17 protein-coding genes are annotated in these 19,376 nt (G+C 62.3%); 12 read left to right on the forward strand and 5 right to left on the reverse strand.

What is annotated here, in order from left to right; all coding sequences use genetic code 11:
• Positions 1-21 precede the first annotated feature (21 nt).
• On the forward strand, positions 22-600 hold the full coding sequence (locus tag ABX74_RS07890; protein WP_020969046.1) for a TetR/AcrR family transcriptional regulator: 579 nt from the start codon (positions 22-24) through the stop codon (positions 598-600).
• Positions 601-622: 22 nt separating this feature from the next.
• The gene (locus ABX74_RS07895; RefSeq protein WP_020906901.1) at positions 623-1,180 is read left to right on the forward strand and encodes an NADPH-dependent FMN reductase; all 558 of its coding nucleotides are present in this window, start codon (positions 623-625) and stop codon (positions 1,178-1,180) included.
• 16 nt (positions 1,181-1,196) lie between these two features.
• On the opposite strand, the gene eccE is transcribed toward ABX74_RS07895, so the two are convergent.
• Positions 1,197-2,837 (reverse strand): type VII secretion protein EccE, encoded by a 1,641-nt coding sequence (eccE, locus tag ABX74_RS07900; RefSeq protein ID WP_047888570.1) that lies wholly within the window; start codon positions 2,835-2,837, stop codon positions 1,197-1,199.
• Positions 2,838-2,934: 97 nt separating this feature from the next.
• Between eccE and eccB the strand changes: the two genes are divergently transcribed.
• Positions 2,935-4,401, forward strand: a complete 1,467-nt coding sequence (gene eccB, locus ABX74_RS07905) for a type VII secretion protein EccB (protein WP_082148469.1) — start codon at positions 2,935-2,937, stop codon at positions 4,399-4,401.
• A 14-nt stretch (positions 4,402-4,415) separates the two neighbouring features.
• On the opposite strand, the gene mycP is transcribed toward eccB, so the two are convergent.
• Together mycP and eccD are read right to left on the reverse strand one after the other, a co-directional pair.
• A complete protein-coding gene (gene mycP / locus ABX74_RS07910) occupies positions 4,416-5,828 on the reverse strand; it encodes a type VII secretion-associated serine protease mycosin (RefSeq protein ID WP_189637319.1) in 1,413 nt (470 codons plus the stop codon).
• A gap of 14 nt (positions 5,829-5,842) precedes the next feature.
• On the reverse strand, positions 5,843-7,309 hold the full coding sequence (gene eccD, locus ABX74_RS07915; RefSeq protein ID WP_047888571.1) for a type VII secretion integral membrane protein EccD: 1,467 nt from the start codon (positions 7,307-7,309) through the stop codon (positions 5,843-5,845).
• A gap of 224 nt (positions 7,310-7,533) precedes the next feature.
• On the opposite strand from eccD, the gene eccCa reads away from it, so the two are divergent.
• The 9 genes from eccCa to ABX74_RS07960 all read left to right on the forward strand — a co-directional run bounded on the left by eccCa (position 7,534) and on the right by ABX74_RS07960 (position 18,236).
• Positions 7,534-11,553: a type VII secretion protein EccCa gene (gene eccCa, locus ABX74_RS07920; RefSeq protein WP_223257860.1), complete on the forward strand. Its 4,020-nt coding sequence runs from the start codon at positions 7,534-7,536 to the stop codon at positions 11,551-11,553.
• Positions 11,550-13,061: a type VII secretion-associated protein gene (locus ABX74_RS07925; RefSeq protein WP_047888622.1), complete on the forward strand. Its 1,512-nt coding sequence runs from the start codon at positions 11,550-11,552 to the stop codon at positions 13,059-13,061. Before eccCa ends, ABX74_RS07925 begins: the two co-directional genes overlap by 4 nt.
• A gap of 70 nt (positions 13,062-13,131) precedes the next feature.
• Positions 13,132-13,545, forward strand: a complete 414-nt coding sequence (locus tag ABX74_RS07930) for a WXG100 family type VII secretion target (RefSeq protein ID WP_223257856.1) — start codon at positions 13,132-13,134, stop codon at positions 13,543-13,545.
• Positions 13,546-13,632: 87 nt separating this feature from the next.
• Positions 13,633-13,926, forward strand: coding sequence for a WXG100 family type VII secretion target (locus ABX74_RS07935; RefSeq protein WP_003940975.1), 294 nt, complete (start codon positions 13,633-13,635; stop codon positions 13,924-13,926).
• Positions 13,927-14,215: 289 nt separating this feature from the next.
• On the forward strand, positions 14,216-14,659 hold the full coding sequence (gene rplM, locus ABX74_RS07940) for a 50S ribosomal protein L13 (RefSeq protein ID WP_019747566.1): 444 nt from the start codon (positions 14,216-14,218) through the stop codon (positions 14,657-14,659).
• Complete coding sequence (rpsI, locus tag ABX74_RS07945) at positions 14,656-15,168, forward strand: 30S ribosomal protein S9 (protein ID WP_019747567.1); 513 nt, start codon at positions 14,656-14,658, stop codon at positions 15,166-15,168. The genes rplM and rpsI overlap by 4 nt, the downstream gene beginning before the upstream one ends.
• Positions 15,169-15,322: 154 nt before the next feature.
• Entirely contained in the window at positions 15,323-16,660 is a 1,338-nt protein-coding gene (gene glmM / locus ABX74_RS07950) for a phosphoglucosamine mutase (RefSeq protein ID WP_047888572.1), read from the forward strand.
• 110 nt (positions 16,661-16,770) lie between these two features.
• Entirely contained in the window at positions 16,771-17,076 is a 306-nt protein-coding gene (locus ABX74_RS07955; RefSeq protein ID WP_020906919.1) for a hypothetical protein, read from the forward strand.
• Positions 17,073-18,236: a hypothetical protein gene (locus ABX74_RS07960; protein ID WP_047888573.1), complete on the forward strand. Its 1,164-nt coding sequence runs from the start codon at positions 17,073-17,075 to the stop codon at positions 18,234-18,236. The genes ABX74_RS07955 and ABX74_RS07960 overlap by 4 nt, the downstream gene beginning before the upstream one ends.
• Before the next feature lie 46 nt (positions 18,237-18,282).
• On the opposite strand, the gene ABX74_RS30350 is transcribed toward ABX74_RS07960, so the two are convergent.
• Together ABX74_RS30350 and ABX74_RS07970 are read right to left on the reverse strand one after the other, a co-directional pair.
• Positions 18,283-18,471: a hypothetical protein gene (locus ABX74_RS30350; RefSeq protein ID WP_047888574.1), complete on the reverse strand. Its 189-nt coding sequence runs from the start codon at positions 18,469-18,471 to the stop codon at positions 18,283-18,285.
• Positions 18,472-18,477: 6 nt separating this feature from the next.
• Positions 18,478-19,317 (reverse strand): chlorophyllase/cutinase-like alpha/beta fold protein, encoded by an 840-nt coding sequence (locus tag ABX74_RS07970; RefSeq protein ID WP_020969056.1) that lies wholly within the window; start codon positions 19,315-19,317, stop codon positions 18,478-18,480.
• Between the last annotated feature and the right edge of the window lie 59 nt (positions 19,318-19,376).

Here is a 19,376-nt window from a genome sequence, read left to right on the forward strand (position 1 = left end):
TACTGCAGTACTGTCTTGCGTATGGCAAGGCTGGTTCACAAGACGACTGCGCGCAGGGCAGAGTTGTTCGATCAATTGGTCGAACTGTTCTTGAGCGAGGGTTTCGCCCACCTCACGCTCGACGAGATCTCAGCTCGTCTGCACTGCTCCAAGAGCACCTTGTACACCGTGGCGGCCGGCAAAGAGGATCTGGTGCGGGCTGTGACGGTGCACTTCTTCCGTGCGGCGACCGATGCGGTGGAGAGTGCCGTCGCTGCCGAGTCGACACCCACTCGTCGAGTCGCGGTGTATCTCGAAGCAGTCGGTGATCAACTGACCGCGGCGTCCCGTCAATTCATGGAAGACCTGGCTGAATCGGTGTCGGCGAGTCAGGTTTACGAGAAGAACACGTCGATCGCCGCGGATCGTGTGCGAGCGCTCATCGTCGAGGGAGTGGATTCGGGCGCATTCCGGCGGGTACACGCGTCATTTGTCGCTGATGCGGCCGCAGCGACAATGGTTCGGATCCAGCAACGCGCGGTCTATCGGGCAACTGGTTTGGACGATGCCAGCGCGTATCGGGAACTGGCCGCACTCATCACGGACGGGATCACTGCGTGACGAGTCGCTAGCATCGACGTTCATGGCACCTTTGAAGGTCGAAGTCATCGTAGGTTCGGTCCGCGAGGGGCGAATAGGACGAGCAGTGGCGGATTGGTTTGTCGAGCGCGCAACCGCGAACCCGTCGTGGAACGTATCGGTGATCGACCTCAGAGAGCTGTCGTTGCCCCAGGATTTCTCGGATTCACCTGCCACGGAGGTTTTCCGCCAGCGAATCGGACGAGCCGACGCTGTTGTTGCTGTGACCTCCGAATACAACCACGGGTACCCGGCTGCCCTCAAGACCGCATTCGATTCCGTGAAACACGAGTGGCGTGCCAAGCCGATCGGATTCGTGTCCTACGGCGGGATTTCAGGTGGTGTTCGGGCCGTCGAACAACTGAGGCAGGTAGTGGCGGAGCTGCACATGGTCTCGGTGCGTCAAAGCGTGACCATTCACCGGGTACGCAAGCAATTCGGACACGAGCCGTACGGCGTCGATTCGATCGCGATCGATGCGAGCGAGAAGATGATTCGTGAATTGCATTGGTGGGGGAGCGGATTGCGGATGCAGCGTGCGAGTGATCCCTATCCTGGCTGATCTTGGACATACGCGATCACGCCATCTGGTGAGCGTCGCCGGCTCGAGGACGGCCGATGAACGAGGTCTCGGAAGCAATGGTTACCAGAGTCAGTTCGACGCGCGTGCGGCCGGTTTCGACTGTGATCTTGTCACCGAGTGCGAATGGCTGGACTATCGAGATTTCAGGGTCGATCCGAGGCCATTGGCGTGGATGTCCGTACACGTAGATCGCGGTCACGCCGGCACGCGGCGGTAACCCCTCGACTCCGTCGAACACGACAGTGTTGAAAGCGCCCTCGAGCCCACCACCCTGCCCGGACACGCGGAGTCGGTCAGGCACTCCCATGGAGTCGGTGAGCGTGGTCCATGCTTCCGGTCGATCGGTGTGGATGAGTACCAGTGCGCCGGTCGCGATGGCTCGAAAGATCAATTGCTGAGCCAGATAGAGTTCGCCGGCGACAAAAACGGTGTTGACGCCCGGCCCCGAAATTCTGGCCGCGACACCGTGCCCGTTTCGGTCCGAGCCGATGAGCTGGCCGCACCCGGCAAGAGGTAGAGCGAGTGAGTCGAGTGTGCCCCCGTCCATGCGAATGTGCGGCGTGATGCGGTCCAGCGCGGCCAATGCGGTTGGCAGGTTGGTCAGCAATCCGTCGCGCTGGCGCCCACGAAGCGAGACCAAACCGGCCAGCGGTGCGTTCTCAGGTGGATTGCGCGTGGTGAAGCGACATGTCGCACTGACCTTCGCTTCTCCGCGTTCGCCCGTGGGGCGCAACCGAATTGTCACGGACGTCCCGACCGTTGCCACTGCCCATACTCGGGTCAGGGTCGAGGTGGTGATGAAACGGGGTTCGATTCCGTATCCGACGTTGGACACACCAGGCAAGGGGGTACTTCGCCACGTTTCGGTGACCTCGTGGCTGGCGACTCCTCTTGCGACCTGGGCAGTGGACGACGCGATCTCCGGTGCGGTCAGGATCCGCGCCTTGCATCCCGCTGAATCGAGCACCCGGATGACCCGATTGGCGGCAACAGCGATCGCGCGGCCCGCGCCCTGTTCGCCCCCGCCTCGGCGTTCGACTGCTGCACGACCCTCCAAAGCGTCGAAACGTAGTGCAAGCCAAACACTTCTGGTGGCGGTGGCTGGTAGTGGCCCGATGAGACGTTCGTAGACTTCGGTGGCCGGCGTTCCTGATGCGGCGCGGTATCCATGACTGACAATGTCGATGCCGGTGAGTGAGATGTCGTGCTGATGCAGACAATTGACCAGGGCTGCTGTGGGCAGAAGGTGGGAAGCGTCGAATGAATGGCGCCCGATCCTGGTCAGGTAGTCGCGTGGGGGAGCGATCTCGACGACAGCGACGAGTGAAGATCCGTCCACTCGGAGCCCGATCGACTGTTCGGAGGGAGTGTGAAAACTGACGATCGTGCTGCCGTCGACGTCCTTGCGGCGCAAATAGCGAAAGTACTTGACAATCCAGGACATTACCGACCAACCGCCCACATGGAGGAGCATTGATCCGGCAACCACACAACCGATTGCCAGCGCCCAGAGCCAATCCAGCCCACTGGCCATCGCGATTCCGCCTGCACTGATTCCGAGAATCTGTGCCGACACGAATTCGTGCGTCGAAATCCTGTGTGACGACGGCCAATGCTTCAACCGCGATCGGTCCACGGTTCCTCCCCGATACCTGACCTGCGAACTACCCGAAAATTTCCGCCCCAGCCAAACTGTACTGTGTCTTCGCAAGGGGATGTAAGGCACGGGGGGAATGATGGCTGCAACACCTACCACGCGCTGGCAGGTCAATGGGTACCGATTCTTGGTCAGGCGGATGGAACATGCGCTGGTCAGACGAGACGTGCGGATGCTTCACGATCCGATGCGGTCACAGTCCCGCGCCTTCACCGTCGGAATAGTCCTCGCTGCACTGGGATTGGCGGGTTGCGCGGTACTTGCTCTGTTTCGGCCACAGGACAAGATCGGCGATGCAGAAATCGTTGTTGCAAAGGAATCTGGCGCAATGTTCGTCGCCATGGAGGGTACTTTTCGCCCGGTGCTGAACTTGGCCTCCGCCCGACTGATTCTGGGTTCGCCAGGAAAACCGGCAATTGTCAAGGCGTCTGAGGTCGAGGCGAAACCGAGGGGCGCGCTCGTCGGCATTCCCGGCGCACCGTCCGCGCTGCCGGAATCAGCCGACCCGAGCAACGCCTTGTGGACGGTATGCGATTCCGTCGGATCCGACGGGAGAAAATCGTTGACGACTTCGGTCCTGGTCGGCTCGTCCAATGTCGGTGAAAACACGACATATCTGACGAGGGACCGTGCATTCCTGGTGAAGTCGGGTTCCGATCACTTTCTCGTATACGACGGGAAGCGAGCGGAAATCGATGTGGACAATCCGGCGATCATGCGGGCTTTGGGGCTGGAAGGAGCACAGGCGCGACCGATCAGTGCCGGATTTCTCAATTCGATCCCCGAAGTTCCGCGCATCGAGGCTCCTCGAATCCGCGAACTGGGATCAGCGCCCCGGTTCCCGCTGCAGAACAAGACTGTCGGCTCCGTCGTTCAGGTTTCGGTGGGCGCGGACCTGCAGTACTACGTGGTGCTCGAGAACGGTATCCAGAAGGTCGGTGCGGCGCTCGCCCAACTGATCTACTTCTCGGATTCGCAGGGCGCCACCGGGATCGCGAGCGTCACCCCTGATGCCATCAGTCGTATTCCCTCGGTGAGGGAGCTGGCCGTCGACTCGTTGCCGCAGGTGGTTCCGGAGATCGTCGATGATCATGGCGCACCTGTCGGATGTCTGGAATGGGCTCCCTCACCTGCAGTCGACGGCGGCGAAAGTAGTTCTGCAACATTGAAACTCGTCGCTGGATTGCAGGTTCCGATCCCGGAGGGTGGCAAGTTGGTGTCCTTGGCGCAGGCGGACGGATCGGGCGACAATCTCGACAGCGTCCACGTCGAACAGGGCTTCGGTGGGTTTGTTCAAGCGACCGGAATCGAGACGAACAGCACCAGGCACGACGGAGTATTCTACGTAGCGGATACCGGTGTGAAATACGGAGTACCGGACGAAACCTCCGCTCGCGCGCTCGGATTGACGCGAACCCCTGATCGCGCGCCTTGGCAGATACTCGATCTACTTGCATCAGGTCCGGCGCTCGAGAAGAGCAATGCACTGATAGCTCACGACGGAGTCGCCCCCGATTCAACGCCGGCCGCTCCAGTGAACTGAACACTGTTGACGGTTCAGAGATCGACGTCCCGTCGTTCGGGAAGTCTCCGACGAATTACTCGACGAATGGGCATCGACGCCAACAGCGTCAGTAGGGCTAGGGTGCCGACCGTTCCGGCTCCGACGAGTGCCGCGTCGCGAGATCGGTTGTCGGGGGCCGGCGGCGTGGGTAGGGGATCGATCGTTACCGACTGATGATTGACCTTGACGCGTTCCCCCGGTGCCAATTCGCCCGTTACTGCGGCGAGTGGATCGATGACGCCGTGACCGACGTAGGGATTCCAACCCTGCGCCGGGGCGTGGGCGGTGGCTTCGATACGTTGAATGACCTGAAGTGCAGTCAGTTCCGGGTGAACCGACCGGACCAGCGCGGCGGTTGCCGCGACATAGGGCGCAGCGAAACTGGTCCCGTTGAACGACTGTACGGCGCCGTCGGAGCCGTAGACTCCGTTGGTCAGACCAGGCGACGTCGGGTGAAGTGAGATGATTCCGGTGCCGGGCGCCGCAACGTCGACCCATGGACCGCCGAGGCTGAAGGAGCTGGCGGTGCCATTGGGGTCGACCGACCCGACGGTGAGGACATAGTCGTCGTACCAGGCAGGACTGGCAATCGTCGTAACCGAGTTCCATGGATCGGCTTGTGGATCGAGGGGATCCGGCGGTGGATTCTGGTTCTTGCAACCTCCGGATCCGACGTTCCCTGCAGCAGCGACGACTACGGCGTTCTTCGCGATCGTGGCGTATTCGATTGCAGCGCCCAGTCGTTGGTCGTTGATCCCGTCCCCGGCAGGCTTGCAAGCGACCTCGGAGATGTTGATAACGCTTGCACCCAAGTCAGCAGCGTGACGTACGGCCAGTGCCATGGTGTCGACGTTTCCGTAGCCAGACGAATTCTCGGCTACGGCAGGGTCTTCGCGTTGGCCGGCCACCGAGAAAGCGGCACTGGACTGCCTGATCGAGATGATCTGTGCGTCCGGCGCAGCTCCGGAAAATCCGGAACCGTCGACCCGCTCGGCGGCGATGAGACCGGCGACGACTGTTCCGTGTGAATCACAATCGTCGGTGCCGTCGGAGGTCCCGACATAGTCACCGCCGCCTTCGAGGGCCGGTAGCCGGGGATGTCTGCTGACGCCGGTGTCGATGACAGCAATTCGCTGCCCCGCCCCTCGGGTGATCGACCACACCGAATCGAATCCGAGATCCTGTTGAGAACGTGGAATATCCGCGCCGTCACCACCCGCTACGGCGGGGACGCACAGGGTTCGTTGTTCGGTGGGTTGGGGAGGCGCGGGTGGACCGTCCTCCGGCAGCATTGCAGGATCGATGGGGGAAGGAACCGCACTCGATGCGCCACCCGCCCCGGCGAGGACTGTGAAGACAACGATCACGAGTGCGGCACAGATGTTCGTCGCGCGTCGAATCACCATCGAGATCCGATCGCTCAGAGACCGCGCATGAGCGCGAAGAGCCCACTGACCCAGCAGATCAGCGGACCGATTGCTGCAATCGCAGCGAGGTCCAACAGTTCGGCCGCGCGTCGCATCACGGGGCTGAATGTGTTCTGGGGGGCGAGGATTCCCAGAATCAGTGACAGGAGGAGAACAGTCATCGTGATGGCGAAGACGACCAATGCATGGTCGCGATGGGTCCATGCCATGCCGCCCAGGAGAGCGAGAACCACCGAGATGCCTGCCGAGATGAGTGGGACCGCCTGATGTGCGCCCGCGTAGGTGCGCCCGCGAAACATCAGCACGACGGCCGTCGCGAATGCGAGAGCAAGGTTCGGCCAGACGATTCCCTGACCGGGCCAGGACCACGCGAGCGCGACTGCGGCAGTGAGCGCGACCACTGACGTGGCCACGATCAGTCCGGTCAGGTAGCTACGAGCCCGCCCTGCCCTTTCAGTCAACTCGGTCAGCCCGGGCAGTTCGGGCTCGGGCAGTCCGTCGCGATCGTCGTCGAGGGGATTACTCGGCGTCGGAACCGGGGGAAGCGGTAATCGCGCGAACAGCATCGACAGTCGAGCGGTGAACGTGAGAACGATCAATGCTGCGGCAATCACCGCGCTGCTGACGGTTGCGGTGCGCGCCTCGGGAAGCGTCGTCGCGACGGCGAAGGTGCCCACCGCAGCAAGGAGGACGACGAGAAGTGCGGTGAAGACGGCTAATCCGGCACCGCACAAGCGGAGGCAGATCAGAGTCACCGCGGCTGCGAATGCCGAACCGAGAAGGAGATGAGCAGAAAGAACAGTGCCGGGTACGCAGAGGGCGCCGGAGACGAACGCCAGTGGCACCGCTGTGCATCCGAGCGTGATGGAGCTTGCAGTGTCTCCGTACACCCGCGCTGCCACGACGGCGGCGACGGTGAGCACCAAAGACGTCACTCCACCGCAGACAGCGCCGATCAGACCTGTATCGCCGAGGACCAGGGCGAGGGCCGCGACGAGCGCAGCGACGAGGGCAGCGGACGAGCCGACAATGCGCGCGGTGATCGGAGTCCAGCGTCGGTAGATGTCTGCATCCGTCGCCGCGACGGTGTACATGATGTCGTCGAAGAGTGGGGGCGGGGCAGCGGTGTCCGCGGCCGCGAGTACGAGCAATTCCCCATCGCGGATTCCATGCTCGTGCAGCGACAGCGTCGGTGCCAGCGGTGCCCTGCCGACTTTCGACAGAGTCCAGTCGACGGGCTCGAATTGTTCGGCGCTGTGGTCGAACTCGTTGAAATTGCTGTGGTTGACAATTGTGTCCACAATGCCCGGAATGACCACCGCGAGTGGAACACGAAGCGGCACCGCAAGATCCACCTGTGAATGGGCTGAAAGTACCGTCAACCTGCACAGTTCGGCAGAATGGGTCGCGCGTCGTCCGTTTGCGGTGTGCGCAGCGCTGGTTTCAGTGGTGCTGGTCAAGATCTGTCCCCTCCCATGACGCGATTCCCCTGTCACGTCACCCCAGTTCACCCGAACAATACGACATGAACTGTGCGCCTGTGTCGGCGACAGCGCAGACAACAGGTGGCACCGACCCGAGTGTCGGTGTTGTGATCTACTCTCTTGCAATTGCGTGACTACGCCTTGGGGGGCGGGCCGGCGGTAGTCGGACGAGGCGCGTGGCGGCAACAGCTGCAGCACCGATGGGGGTGGGTGAATTGAGCACTGTCAGATTTGCGCGTCGAGCGCGCCGTGAATCGCCGCGTACACCGGGCGGCGAGGTGACGCTTCAGGCCCCACCGGAGATTCCTCGCGTCACGCCGGGAAACCTACTGACCAAACTACTTCCGGTGATCATGGTGGTTGCCATGATCGGCATGGTGGCGCTGATGTTCTCTTCCGGCATGGCGCGCAATCCGATGTCTCTGCTGTTTCCGGTCATGATGATGGTGTCGATGCTCGGGATGCTCGCCGGGGGCGGTCGTAGCGGTGGGGCACGAGCGTCCGAAGCGAACGAGGACCGCAAGGACTACCTGCGGTACCTGGATCAGATGCGCAGCGATGTTGCTGCGACGTCTGGTGCGCAGCGTGCTGCTCTCGAGTGGAGCAATCCCGAGCCGTCGCAGCTTTGGACACTGGCCGGGACTGTGCGGATGTGGGAACGTCAGATCACCGACTCGGACTACTGCCACGTTCGGGTCGGTCTGGGTACACAGCGATTGGCCACCAGGCTTGTATCTCCGGAGACGGGGCCGGTCGAGGATCTCGAACCCGTCGCTGCTGTCTCACTTCGGCGATTCGTCCGTGCGCATTCGGTTGTAAAAGACCTGCCGACCGCCGTCTCGCTTCGCGGATTTGCTGCGATGTCCATTGAGGGGCAGAGGGATTCCGCTCGAGCGCTCGTCCGCTCGATGTTGATGCAGCTGTGCACTTTTCACGGTCCGGACACCGTCCAAGTTGCAGTGGTGTGCGGTCCCGATACCGAAGCCGAGTGGGAGTGGGTCAAGTGGCTCCCACAAGTACAACACCCGGAGTCTCAGGACGGCGCCGGCACTTCACGCATGGTGTTCGGTTCGTATCTCGAGTTCGAAAGTTCCCTCGGGGAAACGCTTTCGATGCGTGCTCGATTTGCTCGCAACACTCCAGCGAGTGCGGGCGTTCCGCATCTCGTGTTGGTCGTGGACGGTGGCTTGCTCGAAGGTGACACCGGCCTGTTGTCCGAATCCGGGCTCGACTCGGTGACCGTCCTCGACCTGTGCGGGTTCTGCCCGCGGCTGGCGGCGGCACGCGGTTTGCGACTGGTCGTCGGTAGCGATCAGATCGGCGCGGTGAGCAGCGCAGGAGTCGAGAACTTTGCGACGCCTGACGCCGCGACGACGAGCCTGGCGCAGTCGTTCGGACGTCGCATCGCACCGTTCCGTGCGGCATCGCAGAACGCCGTGGACGCAACTGACGACGACCGATCCCTTCGGACCTGGAGCCAGATGTTGGGGATAGGAAATGTTGCGAGGTTCAATCCTGAGCATGGCTGGCTGCCACGTCAGGGGCGCGACCGACTCCGCGTGCCGATCGGTGTCGGACAAGATGGAAACCCTGTCGAACTGGATCTGAAGGAGTCCGCCGAGAACGGTATGGGTCCGCATGGGCTGTGTATCGGAGCCACCGGTTCTGGTAAGTCGGAGTTCCTGCGAACCTTGGTACTCGGCCTGATCGCGACGCACTCACCCAGCGCACTGAATCTCGTCCTGATCGACTTCAAAGGTGGTGCAACCTTTCTCGGCCTGGAGGAGGCGCCGCACGTAGCTGCGATCATCACCAACCTTGCCGAGGAATTGGCGATGGTCGATCGTATGAAGGACGCGCTCGCCGGCGAAATGAATCGTCGACAGGAACTGCTGCGTGCGGCAGGAAACTTCGCAAACGTGTCTGACTACGAGAAGGCGAGGCTGGCCGGCGCTGCACTCGATCCGTTGCCTGCACTCTTCGTGGTTGTCGACGAGTTTTCCGAACTGCTCAGTCAACAGCCGGAATTTGCCGAATTGTTCGTGGCCATCGGGCGATTGGGCAGGTCACTTCATATTCACCTGCTGCTGGCCAGTCAGCGGCTCGACGAAGGAAAGCTTCGGGGTCTCGACAGCCATCTTTCGTATCGTGTCGGTTTGAAAACGTTCTCGGCGAACGAGTCTCGTTCCGTTCTCGGCGTTCCCGATGCTTATCACCTGCCGGGCACACCCGGTGCGGGATACCTGAAGTCCGATTCTGCTGAGATCGTTCGCTTCCAAGGTGCATACGTGTCAGGCCCGTACGAGGGTGAGCGGATAGTGCCCACTCGATTCTCGGTAGATTCCCCCGTCGAACTCGCGCCGCTGCCGTTTACCGCGACGCCCGTGGTCGGGCCAGAGGCTGTTGTCGTTCCCGTCGAGCCCGATGTCATCGACATGGGTGAAATCGGTGACGATGCACGTACTCTCATGGGAGTCCTCGTCGACCGAATGCGCTCTCACGGCCCACGCGCGCACGAGGTGTGGCTACCGCCGCTCGAGGCATCCCCGACGCTTGACCAGTTGTTGCCGCGGTGGGCGGCCGGTGATCAACCTCGCGGAAATCTGAGCGCACCCTTCGGCGTAGTCGACAGGCCGTTCGATCAGCGCCGCGATCTTCTCGTCGCCGATCTGAACGGATCAACGGGCAACCTCGCGATCGTCGGCGGCCCGCAGTCGGGAAAGTCGACGGCCTTGCGCACGTTGATCTTGTCTCTGAGCATGACGCACACGCCGGAACAGATTCAGTTCTACTGCCTCGACTTCGGCGGTGGAACGCTCCTCGGATTGAAAGATCTGCCGCACGTCGGATCGGTGGCAAACCGCTTGGATTCCGACCGCGTCCGCCGCACGGTCGCCGAGGTACTCGGTGTGGTCGCGAAACGGGAGCGGCTGTTTCGTGACCTCGGCATCGACTCCATGGCCGATTTCCGAAGATTGCGAACAGCTGATCCCGCCGGGGAAGGCGTGGCGGCGGGACTCCGAGATGACCCGTACGGTGACGTCTTCCTCGTCGTCGATGGTTGGCCCAGCGTTCGTTCGGATTTCGAATCACTCGAGCCTCAGATCAGCATGCTCGCCGGTCAAGGCTTGTCCTTCGGTGTGCACGTGATCGTCACGACGTCGAGGTGGGCCGAGATCCGGCCGGCACTCAAGGATCAACTGGGTACTCGCGTCGAACTTCGATTGGGTGATCCGGGAGATTCGGATGCGGGTCGCCAGAAAGCCAGCCTGGTGCCGGAAGGTCGACCGGGTCGTGGCATCACCCGCGACGGACTTCATCTTCTCACCGGACTACCTCGAATCGACGGTTCGCCAGGTAGTGAGAATTCCGGTGGGTCTGTGGCGTCGACGGTCGAACATATTGCAGCCATGTCGAATTCGCGCCCGGCGCCCACCGTGCGGATGCTTCCGGATTCGTACTCGCGGTCAGAACTTCTCGAAGCTGTCGGAACCCGGTGGCCCTCACCGAGTGCGGCCGACGGTCGGTGCCTCACCGTGCCGATCGGGCTCGGTGAGACCGACCTCGCCCCGGTGTACATGGACTTCCGGGAACACCCGCACCTCTTGATATTCGGCGACACCGCGTGTGGCAAGACATCTCTTCTGCGCGGAATAGCGGAAGGGATCATCGCGTCGAACACACCGGCGCAGGCCAAGCTGATTATCGGTGACTATCGGCATTCCCTACTCGGAGTGGTCGAAGGGAATCACCTCGGCGGTTACTCGGCGTCGTCGACGACCTTCAGTGAGTTGATGGTCGACTTGGCTCGGATCGTCGCCGCCAGAATGCCGAACGCCGAAACAACACAGCAGCAATTGCGGGAAAGGTCGTGGTGGAGTGGGCCGGAGATTTATGTACTGATCGACGACTACGACCTTGTGGCCACACCGAGTGGTAATCCGGTGGCGCCGTTGCTCGAGTACATTCCGCATTCCAAGGACATCGGTTTACACCTCGTGATTGCCCGCCGTTCCGGTGGCGCGGCCAGAGCACTCTACGAGCCGGTCATTGCGAGAATTCGCGACATGGCACCGGCCGGATTGATCATGAGCGGAAGTCGCGACGAGGGAAATCTCGTCGGCACCGTCCGCGCGTCGGCATTGCCGGAAGGTCGTGGGGTCTACGTTTCTCGGTCGCAAACCCAACTTGTCCAAGTTCCGTGGATGCCACCGCTGTGACCGTTCCGTCCTTGGTGTCGGTCTCGCTACATTGGGGTGCATCCAATATCTGGGTCGTCTCGGGTCAACGCGAATTCTGTTGCAGTGCAGACATCAGACGCGAACCGGCGTCGGGTCCCGGTACGACCGGTGAAAATGCGATCGATTACGTCGACGACGATTATGTCGACGTAGATGGTCGGATTGTCCCCACCGTCTTGGAGCTGGCCAGGCTGATCTCCAGTGCGATGGAAGGGTGTGGAATCGTCGATGCAGACATCCTCTATCTCAGTCATCCCTCGGACTGGGGTGCCCCACGTAGGCGGCGATTGCTCGATGCCGCACGGCGAGTGGCGCACGACGTCGTCCTCGTTCCGACGTCGGTCGCGGCGGCGAGGTCGGCCCGTACAGCCTGGCGATCACGGTGTGTCGTCCTCGAACTGCGTGGCGGAATGGTGGTCGCTTCTGTTGTCGTTGAGGTCGACGGTGAACTCCGAATCGACGGGGCACAAAGCTCGGCGATCGCAGACGTTGCGGGGTTGTTTTCCGGAATCGGGGACTTGTCGGTTCGGGACGCTGTGGTGTTGGTCGGGCCGCGCTCCCATGCCGTTGCGGCTTCGCTCGAACGTGGGTCGACGAATGTCCACGGCCATGCGAGCATTCGAATTCTGGACGAGAGTCGGGTGGCGTCGTCTCTGGTGGATCCTCGGACGCTCGTTCGCCAGACAACTGCGCGGGACAGTTCCGGTCGAATCGTCGACAATTCAGCTTTTGGCGCCGGGTGGGTAGGCGATCCGGATGGCGCGATGTCGATTCCTTCCGTGGACTCGACTGCCTCCTCGCCCCGTCGAGTCGGCGGGTGGCACGGAGGCCGTCGACGGTTCGCGGCGGCGCTTGCGGCGCTTGCGGTGGTCGCCGTCGTCGCTGCGGTCGCGGCAACGGTCGTGGTGTCCACTCGCGACCGAGGCGATTCTCGGTTGGCGGACTCGGTTGCAGCTACGGCGGAAGACAAAGTCGAGATCGTGGAGGCGTCGAAAGAGCAGGAAAAGCCTGCGCCGAAGACTTCGATTCCGTCGATCGAGTCCGGTGTCACGCCGGAACTCACGCGTGTGGAGGTGGGGAGCGTTGCAGCAGAGCTGCCTTCCGATTGGAAGCTTCTGTCACGAGGGACCTCGAGCGGGCGCACCGATTTGATACCCAGTTCCGGCGCTGATCGCAAGATCGTGGTCATCGAGAAACGTCTTGCGGAAGGTGCTGGATTCGATTCCGTCGAAGCCGCTTTGCGTCAGCAGTTTTCGGCGTTCGAGGACCCATTGCGGTTCGGAGAGTTTTCTGTGATCGACGATGCCGCAGGAAAACAGGCAGTGGTGTACGTCGAGTTTCCGGACGATTTCTCCGAGGTGCGTTGGCGCGTGTACGTCGACAACGGTCGGCAAGTGAGTATCGGCTGCCAGTATCTGGTCGGTGAGTGGAACAGTCTCGAAGCGGACTGCCTGCGGATGTGGCAGTCACTCGAATTCACGCCCTGACCGGATCGGTCGGTTCTGAAAACATTCTTCGATCGGGCCGGAACCGTTGGCACGGAGGTCGCGTCAAAGTATGTGTAGCGCACATCAGGGAGTTCCGCTCGACCCCGGTGCACATCCGACGGACAAGCCGTCGTGGTCGCCGATACCGAACGGTACTCACCGAATCCAGGGGGACGACATGGGCTTTACCGCAACTACCGCTGAATTGATCGATTCGGCGGGGACCATCGACGGACATCTCGGTGACATCAGGGGACTGGTCAACGCTGTTCGGTCGGAGGCCGACGCTTCGCACAATTCGTGGAACGGTGCGGCGCAGGTCGAATACGCAGGAATCATGGAGCGATACAACAGCGCGGCCCTGAAGCTGGACACTGCTCTGACCGACATCTGCGAGCAGATCAAACAGGCTGCGGGAACCTTCGACTCGACCGAAGACGACAACGTCAGCTCGCTTCGCGGCGCGACGGTGAACATGTCCTGACCGTCAGCTCTTCACCGTTCGATCAAGCAGTCCTCAGCCAGTAGTTCTCACAAAGTTCTCTCCAGTCACACCGAACCGGGAGCAGTTATGTCCGACAGGATCAAGTACGACTTCGGCGGCCTCGCAATGCTGTCCGATCAGATGAAACAGCAGGCCAAAGCGATCAACGACAAGCAGGGCGACATCAAGGTTGTCGTAGACAAGCTGCAAGCAGGCTGGGAAGGGGCAGGTTCCGAAGCCTGGAACGACGCACAGCGCCGCTGGGCCCAGGCGTCCGAAGAACTGAACATGGTTCTCGCGCAGATCGCCGGAGCGACGGCGAGCGGCTCGGAGAAGATGCAGGAAGCTGACCGGATCGCCGCAAACGGGTTCGGTCGCTGACAACATTCATGTCGTGACGACACCCCGACTGCCCCGGTACCGTCAGGTTGCCGGGGCAGTCGCATGTCGATCGCTTACCTGCTGGTTCCCGACGAGGGCATTGTCGGCGGAGATGGCTGCGCTTTGACCTGGCAGCGGGTAGACCGGTATCGTCTATCGGTGGCGTGCCGTAGGGCTCCGGCAGAAATGCGTGGAGACCGGCGGTTCTCGGGTCTCAACTGGCCGCCGAGGATCGTTTACGCGATACGCACATGGTCAGCAGTGGAATGAATTAAGACGAGGAAGATCTGTGTCTACGTACACCCCGAAGGCCGGAGATGTGACCCACTCGTGGCACGTCATCGACGCCACTGACGTGGTGCTCGGCCGTCTTGCCGTTCAGGCAGCGAACTTGCTGCGTGGCAAGCACAAGCCCACCTACGCGCCGCACATCGACGGTGGTGACTTCGTTGTCATCATCAACGCTGAGAAGGTTGCCATCAGCGGCAACAAGCTGCAGGGCAAGAACGTTTACCACCACTCCGGATTCCCGGGTGGCCTGAAGTCCCGCACTGTCGGTGAGGTCCTCGACAGGACCCCCGATCGTCTCGTCGAGAAGGCCATTGTCGGCATGCTCCCCAAGACGAAGCTCGGCCGCGCAATGAGCAGCAAGCTCAAGGTCTACGCGGGCCCGAATCACCCCCACACCGCGCAGCAGCCGGTGCCGTTCGAGATCAAGCAGGTCGCACAGTGACATCGCCGGAAGAGCAGAACGTGTCCGAAGAGAACATCGAAGCAGTGGAAGAGCTTGTCGCCGCTGACGCAGTCGAGGTCGTCGAAGAGGTTGCTGCAGCTACGCTCGCACCGATCGTCCTCGATCGCCCGGTCCAGACCGTCGGTCGCCGCAAGGAGGCTGTCGTTCGCGTCCGGATGACTCCCGGTACCGGTCAGTTCAAGCTCAACGGCCGTACGTTGGAGGATTACTTCCCCAACAAGGTTCACCAGCAGCTGATCAAGGCTCCGCTGGTGCTCGTCGAGCGTCCCGAGTCTTTCGACATCATTGCACTGCTGCACGGTGGCGGCCCGTCCGGTCAGGCAGGCGCACTGCGTCTGGCTATCGCGCGCGCACTCATCGAGGTAACCCCTGATGATCGTCCGGCCCTCAAGCGTGCAGGCTTCCTGACGCGTGACGCCCGCGCGGTCGAGCGTAAGAAGTACGGCCTGAAGAAGGCCCGTAAGGCATCGCAGTACTCCAAGCGCTGATGCTTTGCCGAGGTTGACCCGACGGGTCTGCTTCGGCACCTGTTCACCACAAGAGCGGGCGTCCATCGTTACCGGACGCTCGCTCTTGTGTTTCTCGGAGAAATTCCATTCTCGAGTTTCATTCTCGAGGTTCACAGGATTCAGGAGTCGTTCTATGGGTCGGTTGTTCGGTACTGACGGTGTTCGTGGGCTTGCCAATTCGGATCTGACTGCAGATCTTGCATTGAGATTGGCAGTTGCCGCGGCGAGCGTACTGACAGCCGGCACCTCGGATGCCCGTCCGACCGCCGTGATCGGCCGCGATCCTCGCGCCAGCGGTGAGATGCTTCAAGCCGCGGTGACGGCCGGGTTGAGTTCCGCAGGCGTCGACGTGCTGGACGTGGGTATCCTCCCGACTCCGGCAGTTGCATACTTGACGGCAAAGCTCGACGCCAGTCTCGGTGTCATGATTTCTGCATCGCATAATCCCATGCCGGACAACGGAATCAAGATTTTCGCGGCCGGTGGGCACAAGCTGGATGACGCTGTCGAGGTGGCGATCGAGGACGCACTCGACGGCACTGCACCGCCGGTCCTTCCGACAGGTGCCGGGATAGGCCGAGTCCGTGCGGTCGACGATGCCGCTCAGCTGTACCTTGCACATCTGGCGAGCGCGGCGAGCGAGCCGCTCGCTGGACTTACCGTTGTCGTCGACTGCGCCAACGGCGCTGCTTCCGCGCTCGCACCGGTTGCCTACGCAGCAGCGGGCGCTCGCGTCATCGCGATCAGCGCAGATCCCGACGGCCTCAACATCAACGACGGCTGCGGATCGACGCACCTGGAGAATCTTCAGAAAGCCGTAGTCGATCACGGGGCGGACCTAGGCCTCGCGCACGACGGCGACGCCGACCGTTGCTTGGCCGTCGACGAGACCGGCGCGGTGGTCGACGGTGACGCGATCATGGCTGTTCTGGCGATCGCGATGAACGAGGCCGGGGAGTTGGTCGAGAACACTCTCGTCGCGACTGTCATGAGCAATCTCGGTTTGCACATCGCGATGCGCGAGGCAGGCATCAACATCGTGACTGCTGCCGTAGGCGACCGCTACGTCTTGGAGGAACTGCGCGCGGGCGGATACAGCCTCGGTGGCGAGCAGTCAGGCCATGTTGTGTTGCCGGCGTTCGGCACCACGGGCGACGGAATTCTCACCGGTCTCAGGCTGCTCGGACGCATGGCTCGTACGCGTAAGTCGGCATCGGTACTGGCTGCAACGATGACCACCCTCCCGCAAGTGCTGATCAACGTGAAGGTCGGGGACAAGGCGGCAGTCGCAGCGTCGCCGTCGGTACTTGCAGCAGTCGCGGACGCCGAGCGCGTTCTCGGTGACGGTGGTCGAGTGCTCCTGCGCCCGTCCGGGACAGAGCAACTGGTCCGCGTCATGGTCGAGGCCACCGAACTTCCGCTCGCGCATAAGCTGGCTGACGAGTTGGCCGAGATCGTCGGTTCGGTGTAGCCCCTCATTACGCCTTCGCGTTTTGAGGGAACGTAATTGCGCTCTGCTGCGTCCAAGGAGTCAAAGGCCGCTCGACGTGCGAGTGGTTCCGTTGAAACTTGGGGGCGCTCGTGGATGTCGACCGCGCTGGAACAGATGAATTGGCACGCCATGCGGTGTCGGTGGCCCAGGGTCTGCGCGATTCTGCCGAGCCGATCAAGCATTTGCGATGGGGCGGCGCCGCTTCGGGCCGTGACTACGCCGAGCACGGAGCCGCGTTGGCGTCGGCATTGGCGGTCCTGAATTCTCGCTTGACTGGCCGTGCGGATCTTCTCGATACGTTGGCGCGCCGGCTTTCCTCTTCGGCTGAGGCAATCACTGAGGTGGATCGTGAGGGCGCGCGGCGGGTGCGGGACTCCGGCGGGTCGGCCTCGTGATACCGAACAGCGTTACAGCCCAGGCAGTACCGAACGGCCCGTGTTCTTTCGAAGATATTCTTGCACTGCGTGATTCACATGCTCATCCCGACGAAATTCTGGAAGCGGGCGCTAGCGGACTGCAGTTCTTCGGCCGATTTCACGACCTGGCCACTCGGTTGGGTTTCGAAGAACGGACGCTTACCTCCTACGAGGATGCATATCGCGCAGAGGCGGGCATCGATATCGGGGCACTGAAGCGAGACATGTCGGACATGGCTGCGGCGGTGGATAGTTCGGTCGCGGAGATCGCGATGCTGACGGTCCTGGCCGAGAATCTTCCTGCAGTGTGGAATGTTTCCGGCGTGGATGCGGTCGTCGATCAGGTCTTCGCCGCGCGGCGCGAAGCTCGGTCCGATGCGGATTCGGCGCCACTGTTGATCACGCTAGCCGACGAACTTGCGCGGACTGTTCGAACGGCTTTGGCAGACAAGGCTTTCAAGGTGGCCAGCCTCGACCGGGCGACCATCGGCGGTCTGGGTGCGGGGGAGATCGATCAGCTGGCTCACGTCGCTTCCAGCGGTCGTGGCGCGGCGCCATGGTTGGACACCGTTTTTCGTTCGGCGTATCTGGATGCCCGCGACGAATTCGACAGGGCGTGCGCGCAGTGTGCGAGCGCGGTAGGCGATGCTTTTGATGCCGCGACTCAGTGGGTGACAGACGCCTTCCCGTCGACCTTGCCGGTCGCCGAGACGATCGAATCCGGTGCCGCGGCTGCGCCGATCTCTTTCTCGATCGGCGGCAACACGTGGGGCTTCTCGATTGCGCCCGACGGTCGTGGGGTGAGTCTCGATGTCGCCGGCGCCGACGGGAACTCTGTGTCTGTCACCGTGGAGTTGGACGAAAATGGTTGGCCGAGAATAGTTTTTGATGCCGATCAGGAGGCGGTCATGCAGGAGACATACCCGCAAGAAGCGTCCCAGCCCGCGACACTTCAACCCGAAATTCCCCAACCCGAAATTCCCCAGCCCGATATTCCCCAGCCCGAGGTGCCGGTTGAAACCACCGCCGAAGTCTCGCCCGCGCCGGACCCGGAACCGCCTGTCACAGTCCCGGACGAGTCGATCGCCGGCCCCGACGGAGAGACGGGCGCTGAGCTGGCCGGAGCGGGTCCGCTGTGAAGTCCGTTCACGCGCCCTTCGAAGAGATCCGTCGAACTCTCGATTCTCAACTCGACGACTTCCGTGAGCGCAGAGCGGCAGTGGCGAGCGAGGAATCGCGCCAGGAGCCGCCGCCCGAATCGACATCTGCCGATAACGACACGGAAGGGTCGGTCAGATCCGGCCCGTATCTGCGATCCGCGTCAGAGCCGACGCCGACGCCGACGAAGCCGAGCCCGCCGGCGGAGGCGAGCACGAACCTCTACTTACGCAACAGCTGGCTGGCCCGCGCGTCGGAGTGAGGTTCAACCGGGAGCAACGGCGCCGTGTGTGGAATCTCGACATCAGGATCAGCAAAGTCCTGGTACTTCTTGTCGCCGGTCAGATGGAACAACAGGAAGCCCGTGAGCAGGCACCGTGTGGCGGACTGTGTCTTGCGCTCGGATCCACCGAGGCCCAGGGCTCCGAGGAGTCGGCGGCCTTCGATCAGTCCGGCGTCTTGGCCGTCGTTCACGGTGCGTGCGACGACGGGACCGCCCCACTCCACGCTCAGCGGGCGCGCATTGCTGGTCAAGGAATCGACGTCGTCTTGGCCGGCAAGGATCAATCCGGGCGCTGTGATCTTCGACGCGTAGTTCTCCGCCTTGGGTGCTGTCGGGGCCGGGAACAGCGCGGCTACCGCACCGACATCCCCGCGCTGCGCTGCGGCCAGTACCGCCGCGCCCGCGCCCATGCCGTGACCGGCAAAGGCGACCCGATCGGGGTGGACGCTGATCTGGCCGGGGCCGAGTCGCACGCCGACGCAGATGTCGAGCGTCGCCCGAAGATCTGCAGCCAAGCCGAGATGGGACGGGACCGGACCGCGTTCGCTGTCGGGCGCCGCTGCGACAATTCCCCAGGAAGCGAGGTGCTGGAGTGTCTGCTCGTACTTGTGGGACCCGACCATCCACCCGTGCGCGAACGCAACGGCGGGGAGATTGAAACCGGTTTCCGGCGTGTACACGACACCCGGCTGTCCGGCCAGGGCGAGGTTGCCGCGGAGAACTCGGTGCGGGCCGCGCTTGGACAGCTCACGGGTCAGTGTCTTCAGTTTCGGTGCCACGGTTGAAGACGTTATCCGATGAGCCGTCTCGTGTATGCGGAGCCGACGCTGCAACCGGC

It is taken from the genome of Rhodococcus sp. ARP2, assembly GCF_001029585.1.
In the GTDB taxonomy this organism is placed as follows: Bacteria; Actinomycetota; Actinomycetes; order Mycobacteriales; family Mycobacteriaceae; genus Rhodococcus_F; species Rhodococcus_F erythropolis.

Excerpts from the sequence above, each read along its gene's own strand:
- ABX74_RS07890 (WP_020969046.1), top strand. The coding sequence starts at position 22 with ATGGCAAGGCTGGTTCACAAGACGACTGCGCGCAGGGCAGAGTTGTTC.
- ABX74_RS07895 (WP_020906901.1), top strand. The coding sequence starts at position 623 with ATGGCACCTTTGAAGGTCGAAGTCATCGTAGGTTCGGTCCGCGAGGGG.
- eccB (WP_082148469.1), top strand. The coding sequence starts at position 2,935 with ATGATGGCTGCAACACCTACCACGCGCTGGCAGGTCAATGGGTACCGA.
- mycP (WP_189637319.1), bottom strand. The coding sequence starts at position 5,828 with ATGGTGATTCGACGCGCGACGAACATCTGTGCCGCACTCGTGATCGTT.
- eccCa (WP_223257860.1), top strand. The coding sequence starts at position 7,534 with ATGGGGGTGGGTGAATTGAGCACTGTCAGATTTGCGCGTCGAGCGCGC.
- ABX74_RS07930 (WP_223257856.1), top strand. The coding sequence starts at position 13,132 with ATGTGTAGCGCACATCAGGGAGTTCCGCTCGACCCCGGTGCACATCCG.
- ABX74_RS07935 (WP_003940975.1), top strand. The coding sequence starts at position 13,633 with ATGTCCGACAGGATCAAGTACGACTTCGGCGGCCTCGCAATGCTGTCC.
- glmM (WP_047888572.1), top strand. The coding sequence starts at position 15,323 with ATGGGTCGGTTGTTCGGTACTGACGGTGTTCGTGGGCTTGCCAATTCG.